General features: G+C 41.1%; 5 protein-coding genes. All 5 read right to left on the bottom strand.

Annotated elements, in window-relative coordinates; all coding sequences use genetic code 11:
* A partial coding sequence (locus H4J69_RS02605; protein ID WP_259364653.1) for a GTP-binding protein occupies nt 1-203 on the bottom strand: 203 nt, incomplete at its 3' end.
* A 78-nt stretch (nt 204-281) separates the two neighbouring features.
* Nucleotides 282-2,390: an elongation factor G gene (fusA, locus tag H4J69_RS02600; RefSeq protein WP_182217227.1), complete on the bottom strand. Its 2,109-nt coding sequence runs from the start codon at nt 2,388-2,390 to the stop codon at nt 282-284.
* A 223-nt stretch (nt 2,391-2,613) separates the two neighbouring features.
* Entirely contained in the window at nt 2,614-3,087 is a 474-nt protein-coding gene (gene rpsG, locus H4J69_RS02595) for a 30S ribosomal protein S7 (protein ID WP_070375045.1), read from the bottom strand.
* A gap of 116 nt (nt 3,088-3,203) precedes the next feature.
* Nucleotides 3,204-3,578, bottom strand: coding sequence for a 30S ribosomal protein S12 (gene rpsL / locus H4J69_RS02590; RefSeq protein WP_011045492.1), 375 nt, complete (start codon nt 3,576-3,578; stop codon nt 3,204-3,206).
* A 186-nt stretch (nt 3,579-3,764) separates the two neighbouring features.
* Entirely contained in the window at nt 3,765-7,976 is a 4,212-nt protein-coding gene (gene rpoC / locus H4J69_RS02585; RefSeq protein ID WP_070375046.1) for a DNA-directed RNA polymerase subunit beta', read from the bottom strand.
* Between the last annotated feature and the right edge of the window lie 64 nt (nt 7,977-8,040).

Genomic DNA, 8,040 nt, shown 5'->3' with positions numbered 1-8,040 from the left:
ATGTGAGAAGTATTGATTGTAATACCACGCTCACGCTCTTCAGGAGCATTATCGATTTGTGCGAAATCTTTAACTTCACCACCGTGTACTTTAGTTAATACTGCAGAGATAGCAGCTGTTAAAGTTGTTTTACCGTGATCGACGTGACCGATAGTACCAACGTTAACATGCGGTTTTAAACGTTCAAATTTTGCTTTAGCCATTTTTCAATTACCTTAAAGTTTATTAAAAGCGCAGCCAAGATGACCGAGCTAGACTTTCACTAACTATAAGTGAGTGTCTTACGAGATTCCAAGAGATTCTGTTATTGCCGCAACTACATTCTTAGGAGCTTCACTGTATTGTAAAAATTCCATCGAATAAGAGGCGCGGCCCTGTGTTGCACTGCGTAATGCAGTAGCATAACCAAACATTTCAGACAGTGGTACTATTGCATTCACTATCTTAGAGCCAGCAGGACCTTCGTCCATGCCATCGATCATACCGCGACGACGATTTAAATCGCCAACGACATCACCCATGTTTTCTTCTGGCGTAGTTACTTCTACTTTCATCATAGGTTCTAGAAGTGTCGGCGTAGCTTTTAACGCCCCTTCTCTAAAGCCCATTGAAGCAGCAACTTTAAACGCCATTTCATTAGAGTCAACGTCATGAAAAGAACCGTCATAAAGTGTTACTTTAACATCAAGCATTGGATAACCGGCTAATACACCACTATCCATTTGCTCAAAACAGCCTTTTTCAATGGCAGGTATATATTCTTTAGGAACAGTACCGCCAACAATTTCGTTAACAAATTCGAAACCACCACCTTCTGGTAAGGGTTCCATTTTCAACCAAACGTGACCAAATTGGCCTTTACCACCTGATTGTCGAATAAATTTACCTTCTACTTCAACCGTAGAACGAATAGTTTCACGATAAGCAACTTGTGGCTTACCGACATTACATTCAACGCCAAACTCTCGTTTCATGCGCTCGACGATAATGTCTAAGTGTAGCTCACCCATACCGGAAATGATCGTTTGACCCGTTTCATCATCAGTAGCGACCTTAAACGAAGGATCTTCAGCTGATAATTTACTTAAGGCTAGGGCTAACTTGTCTTGAGAAGCAATGGTTTTTGGCTCAACGGCTATTGAAATTACCGGATCTGGAAATTCCATTTTCTCAAGTGTTATTACGTGATTGGCATCACACAGTGTTTCACCCGTAGTCACATCTTTTAAACCGATGGCTGCAGCGATATCACCAGCACGAACTTCTTTAATTTCTTGACGGTCATTGGCATGCATTTGCACTAGACGACCGAGACGTTCTTTCTTGCCTTTAATTGGATTAAAGACACTATCGCCTGTTTTAACTACTCCGGAATAGACGCGGAAGAAGGTTAACGTACCAACAAAAGGGTCAGTGGCAATTTTAAAGGCTAACGCGGAAAATGGCGCACTATCATCTGCGGCACGCGTTGCCGGTGTTTCATTCTTGTCATCACTAATACCCGTAATAGCAGCAACTTCCGTTGGTGAGGGTAAATAGTCAATAACGGCATCTAAAACAGCTTGTACGCCTTTATTTTTAAAAGCAGAGCCACAAGTACAAAGAATGATTTCATTATTAAGGGTACGTTGTCGAAGTGCTGACTTGATTTCATCTTCTGTCAAATCGCCATCTTCAAGGTATTTTTCCATTAACTCGTCTGACACTTCAGCCGCTTCCGATATCATATTCTCACGCCATTCATCGGCAAGGTCTTGCATATCGGTAGGTATTGCTGAATAAGTAAAAGTCATGCCGTGATCGTCTTCACTCCAGTTGATCACTTTCATTTTAACAAGGTCTATAACACCTTTAAAATCTTCTTCTGAACCAATAGGTAACTGAATAGGAACTGCATTTGCTTTTAGACGTGCTTTTAGCTGACCAACAACAGAAAGAAAGTCTGCGCCAGTGCGGTCCATTTTGTTAACAAAAACAATGCGTGGAACGGCATACTTTTCCATTTGACGCCAAACAGTTTCTGTTTGCGGTTGAACACCTGAAGAGGCACATAAAACTAATACAGCACCATCGAGGACACGCAAAGAGCGCTCAACTTCAATGGTAAAATCAACGTGACCAGGAGTATCGATAATATTAATACGGTGGTCAACAAATTGGCCGTCCATGCCTTTCCAGAAACAAGTTGTCGCAGCTGAGGTAATGGTAATACCACGCTCTTGCTCTTGTTCCATCCAGTCCATGGTTGCAGCACCATCGTGCACTTCACCAATTCTGTGAGAAAGACCCGTGTAAAACAAAACACGTTCTGTGGTTGTCGTTTTGCCAGCATCTACGTGTGCACAGATACCAATGTTACGGTAGCGCTCAATAGGGGTGATACGTGCCAAAATGAAATCCTCTAATTCTTAGTCACTAATAATTAGTACTATTAAATAAATATTCGCGTAAGCGGTGAGTATTTGTTTAATACTACTGTTTAATACTTTTTGAACTGCGCAAAGCATCAGTCCGTAAAAGTTAGTATGGCTAGCAAGAGAAACTCTTGCTAGCCATGTATTTACCCTAAGCATATGCAAAGGGTAAATCATACATCCATTCAAAACTGCTAGCTTACCAGCGGTAGTGAGCGAACGCTTTGTTAGCATCAGCCATACGGTGAACGTCTTCACGTTTCTTAACCGCTGAACCTTTGCTGTCAGACGCATCTAACATTTCGTTAGCTAGGCGCTGAGCCATTGATTTTTCACCACGTTTACGAGCTGCTTCAACTAACCAACGCATGGCTAGAGCATTACGACGAACTGGACGAACTTCAACTGGTACTTGATAAGTAGAACCACCAACACGACGAGATTTAACTTCGACAGATGGGCGGATATTATCTAAAGCAGTTTCGAAAAGCTCTAAGTGAGTTTTCTCGCTGTTTTTTTCAGTTAAAATGTCTAATGCACCGTAAACAATTTTTTCTGCAGTAGATTTTTTACCATCAACCATAAGGATGTTGATGAATTTTGCTAAAAGTTCGTTATGGAACTTAGGATCTGGCAATATTTTACGTTGCCCTACGACGCGTCTTCTTGGCATCTTAATTCTCCGTAGTATTCAGGATTAATCCAAAATATATAAATTTAAAAATTTCTTATTTGGCCTTACTTAACGTTTTTTTCTCTTCCTATCTATAAGGAGTTAGAGAGGAAAACTTAAGATTTAGGTCGTTTAGCACCGTATTTAGAACGGCCTTGTCTTCTGTCGCTTACACCTGAACAATCAAGCGCGCCACGAACGGTGTGATAACGCACACCCGGTAAATCTTTTACACGGCCACCGCGTATTAAAATAACGCTATGCTCTTGTAAATTATGTCCTTCACCACCGATGTATGAAGTTACTTCGAAGCCGTTAGTTAAACGAACACGAGCAACTTTACGAAGTGCTGAGTTAGGTTTTTTCGGTGTAGTTGTATACACACGAGTACATACGCCACGACGTTGTGGACAAGCTTGTAACGCTGGAACGTTACTTTTAGTTACTTGTCTTACACGTGGTTTACGTACTAATTGGTTAATAGTTGCCATTAAATAGCTCCCGATTAGTTAAACTTGTGTAAATTCCAATCAATGAGAAATTTACACCCTTATAAACGTGAAAATCCGCGACCTTAAATGCTATACATAAACAGTACAGGATATAGGGTCGCGGAATTCTATAGGTCAAGCTATGGCCTGTCAAGTAGCACAGGCCATTAACGCTATATTTTTTACTTAATCACTAGCATTTAGTGCGTCAGTTAATGCTTGTGCTGCATCGTCAGCTGAAACAGCGACTTCTTCAACAGCAGGCATTTTTGCTTGTAGTTTACGTTTAGCACGTTCCTGATGGTACGAATAACCTGTACCCGCTGGGATCAAACGACCAACGATAACGTTTTCTTTCAAGCCACGTAACTTATCTTTCTTACCTGCAACAGCAGCTTCAGTAAGTACACGTGTTGTTTCTTGGAAAGATGCCGCTGAAATAAACGATTCAGTTGCTAATGATGCTTTAGTAATACCCATCATTTGCATTTCGTATTCAGCAGGTTGCTTACCAGCAGATTCAAGCTCGCGGTTTGAAATATTAACACGCGCTACTTCTACTTGTTCGCCTTTCAAGAAATCACTATCACCCGCGTCTAAGATTTCACACTTGCGAATCATTTGACGGACGATAACTTCGATGTGCTTGTCGTTAATTTTTACACCTTGTAAACGATATACTTCTTGTACTTCGTTAACAATGTAATTAGCAACAGGTGCAACACCACGTAAACGCAAGATATCATGCGGAGACTCAGGACCATCGGCAATAACTTCACCTTTGATTACTGGCTCACCCTCATAGATATTCAAAAGACGCGTTTTAGGGATCATCTCTTCGTATACTTCACCGCTAGGTTGAGTGATTAATAAGCGCACTTTACCTTTGGTTTCTTTACCGAAAGCAACAACACCTGTTTTCTCAGCAAGAATTGCAGGAAGTTTAGGCTTACGTGCTTCAAATAAATCAGCAACACGTGGAAGACCACCGGTTATATCACGAGTTTTAGAACTTGCTTGTGGTATACGAGCAAGTGCATCACCAATGTTTACATCCGCGCCATCTTCTAGGTTAACAATTGCATTACCCGGTAAGTAGTAAAGTGCTGGGATTTCAGTCCCGGCAATCATAACTTCTTCACCGTTAGCATCAACAAGTTTCAATGCTGGGCGCATTTCTTTACCCGTTGCATTACGTTGACCTGCGTCAGTAACAATAATACTTGAAAGACCAGTCAGATCATCAGTTTGACGAACCATAGTCACGCCATCAGAAAGATCAACGAACTGAACTTTACCTGCTACTTCCGTAATAATAGGGTGAGTATGCGGGTCCCAGTTAGCGATGATTTCACCGGCAACAATTGAACCACCATCTTTCTTAGAAAGCACTGTACCGTAAGGCACTTTATAACGTTCTTTCTCACGACCTAGCTCATCAATTACCGTCATTTCGGATGAACGTGAGGTAATAACAAGATGATCTTCAGAGTTAGTTACAAACTTAGCATTTTGAAGTTTCAAAGTACCTGTGTTTTTAACTTGTACGTTGTTTTCAGCAGAAGCACGCGATGCGGCACCACCGATGTGGAACGTACGCATGGTAAGCTGTGTACCAGGTTCACCGATTGATTGTGCTGCAACAACACCAATAGCTTCACCTTGGTTGATCATATGGCCACGAGCCAAATCACGACCGTAACAATGAGCACAAATACCAAAATCGGTTTTACAGGTAATAATTGAACGTACTTTCATTTGATCAATTGAGTTTTCTTCAATGAAATCACATAAAGCTTCGTCAATTAGCGTGTTACGAGGTAATAAAACTTCGTCAGTACCCGGCTTGATAACATCTTCAGCAACAACACGACCAAGAACACGTTCTCTTAATGGTTCAACAACATCGCCACCTTCGATTAGTGGTGTCATTTGTAGACCGTCGAAAGTACCACAATCATGTTCAGTCACAACCAAATCTTGTGCAACATCAACTAAACGACGAGTTAAGTAACCCGAGTTAGCTGTTTTAAGTGCAGTATCGGCAAGACCTTTACGCGCACCGTGAGTTGAGATGAAGTATTCAGATACGTTCAAACCTTCACGGAAGTTAGCTTTGATTGGCGTTTCGATGATAGAACCATCTGGTTTAGCCATCAAGCCACGCATACCCGCTAACTGACGGATCTGAGCAGCACTACCACGAGCACCCGAGTCAGCCATCATGTAGATAGAGTTAAATGAATCTTGTTCTTCTGGCACGCCGTCACGGTTAATAACAGTTTCTTTTGATAAATTGTCCATCATCGCTTTAGAGATTTTCTCGTTGGCAGATGACCAAATATCAATAACTTTGTTATATTTTTCGCCCTGAGTAACTAAACCTTGCTCGAATTGAGTTTGGATTTCAGCAACTTCTTCTTCCGACTCTTCGATAATAGTGTATTTAGCCGCAGGAATAACCATATCATCAATACCAACAGAACAACCCGCGATCATCGCGTAATGGAAACCTGTGTACATGATTTGGTCAGCAAAAATAACCGTTTCTTTCAAACCTAAGTTACGGTAAGCGTGGTTAATTAATTTCGAAATTGGTTTTTTGCCAAGCGGTTGATCGATTAAATCGTAAGGCATACCTTTTGGACAAACCTGCCACATAATGGCGCGACCTACCGTGGTATCACGTAAAGTCGTTTTAGGTACAGTAAAGTTACCTTCTTCGTCTTTAAAGTATTCGGTGATACGAATTTTTACACGGGCGTGAAGTTCTGCAACACCTGTGCGGTAAGCTTTTTCAGCTTCTTTAGTGTCAGCAAAAACCATGCCTTCACCTAAACCATTAACACGGTCACGTGTTAAGTAGTACAAGCCTAAAACAACATCTTGTGATGGTACAATAATCGGCTCACCGTTTGCTGGTGATAACACGTTATTGGTAGACATCATTAAGGTACGAGCTTCCATTTGCGCTTCGATAGTTAACGGTACGTGTACCGCCATTTGGTCACCATCGAAATCGGCGTTGTATGCCGCACAAACTAGAGGATGCAAGTGAATTGCTTTACCTTCAATTAGAACAGGTTCAAACGCTTGGATACCTAGTCTGTGAAGTGTTGGTGCACGGTTAAGCATAACTGGATGTTCACGAATAACTTCGTCAAGTACATCCCAAACTTCAGCGCCTTCACGTTCAACTAATTTTTTAGCTGCTTTAATCGTAGTCGCTAAACCACGAGCTTCTAATTTACCGTAAATAAATGGTTTGAATAATTCAAGTGCCATTTTTTTCGGTAAACCACACTGGTGTAAACGCAGTGTAGGACCAACAGTAATTACAGAACGACCAGAGTAATCAACACGTTTACCCAATAGATTCTGACGGAAACGACCTTGCTTACCTTTAATCATATCGGCAAGAGATTTAAGAGGACGTTTGTTAGAACCGGTAATTGCGCGACCACGACGACCGTTATCAAGAAGTGCATCAACAGATTCTTGTAACATACGTTTTTCGTTACGTACGATAATATCTGGAGCAACTAAGTCAAGAAGACGTTTTAAACGGTTGTTACGGTTAATAACACGACGGTATAAATCGTTCAAATCAGACGTAGCAAAACGGCCACCATCCAAAGGTACTAACGGACGTAAATCCGGCGGTAAAATGGGTAGTACGTTCATAATCATCCACTCAGGCTTATTACCTGAAGCGGCGAATGCTTCCATTAATTTTAAACGCTTAGTGACTTTTTTACGCTTAGTTTCACTACCAATTTCAGGAAGCTCTTCACGCATTTGCGCTACTTCGCCTTCTAAATCGATTTGTTGTAGTAAAGCTAAAACAGCTTCAGCACCCATTAATGCGTCAAATTCATCACCATGCTCTTCTAAAGCATCAAGATATTCTTCTTCAGTTAGAATTTGGCTTTTTTCTAATGTTGTCATACCAGGTTCAGTAACAACATAAGATTCAAAATAAAGAACACGTTCGATATCACGAAGTGTCATATCAAGTAATAAACCAATACGCGAAGGTAATGATTTTAAGAACCAGATATGTGCAACTGGGCTTGCTAATTCGATATGACCCATACGGTCACGACGAACTTTTGTTAATGTAACTTCAACGCCACATTTTTCACAAATAACACCACGATGCTTTAAACGCTTGTATTTGCCACAAAGACATTCGTAATCTTTTACTGGACCAAAAATACGCGCACAAAATAGACCGTCACGTTCTGGTTTGAACGTACGGTAGTTAATCGTTTCAGGTTTTTTTACTTCACCAAATGACCAAGAACGAATCTGATCTGGTGATGCTAGTCCGATACGTATACCATCGAACTCTTCTGTTTGATTTTGTTGCTTAAGAAACTTAAGTAAATCTTTCACACTTCTTCTCCTGTCGGAGTTAAACCTTAAAGAGAAAGCAGTTGCCTGCTTTCTCCGTGTACTG

Source organism: Colwellia sp. BRX10-9 (genome assembly GCF_014077405.1).
Taxonomy (GTDB): domain Bacteria; phylum Pseudomonadota; class Gammaproteobacteria; order Enterobacterales; family Alteromonadaceae; genus Colwellia_A.
Note: the sequence above shows the minus strand (reverse complement) of the source record. Positions and strands in the feature narration are given on the sequence as shown.